This window comes from Sphingobium anseongense (assembly GCF_037725245.1).
Classification (GTDB): domain Bacteria; phylum Pseudomonadota; class Alphaproteobacteria; order Sphingomonadales; family Sphingomonadaceae; genus Sphingobium.
This window is the reverse complement of sequence record NZ_JBBJUL010000042.1, coordinates 1-328: the sequence shown is the minus strand read 5'-3', so window position 1 is coordinate 328 and position 328 is coordinate 1. Positions and strand designations below refer to the sequence as shown.

Annotated in this window: 1 protein-coding gene; it reads right to left on the bottom strand. The window is 54.6% G+C overall.

The window, feature by feature from the left end; all coding sequences use genetic code 11:
• Nucleotides 1–328: hypothetical protein (locus WG908_RS16510; protein WP_340187599.1), on the bottom strand; the 328-nt coding region annotated here is incomplete at both ends.

The following is a 328-nucleotide window of genomic DNA, read 5'->3' as shown; positions in this document are numbered from 1 at the left end:
GGATTGGTTCTGGCGGGTCTCCTGCAGAAGACCGAGCCAGCAAAGCGGCCGAAGGACATGGACATAGACCAGTGACTTTAGATGGTAGTCTTTGTCGCTGGCGCCCATCAGTCGAGTAGAGAATTGCTTGTCCGTCACACCTGAATGGGCTTCGACATTAACGGCCTTAAGCACCGAAACCCATTCGATATCCACCATGTCATCATGACCGTTGGCAAGGAGCAGATGCTGGGCCAAGGTGATCCATAGGCTTCCTGGATGCTCAAACAAGTCCTTGCCCGTCTTGGTAATGTGCAGGAAGCCTTTGCGATGGCGCGCGAGCTTGGCG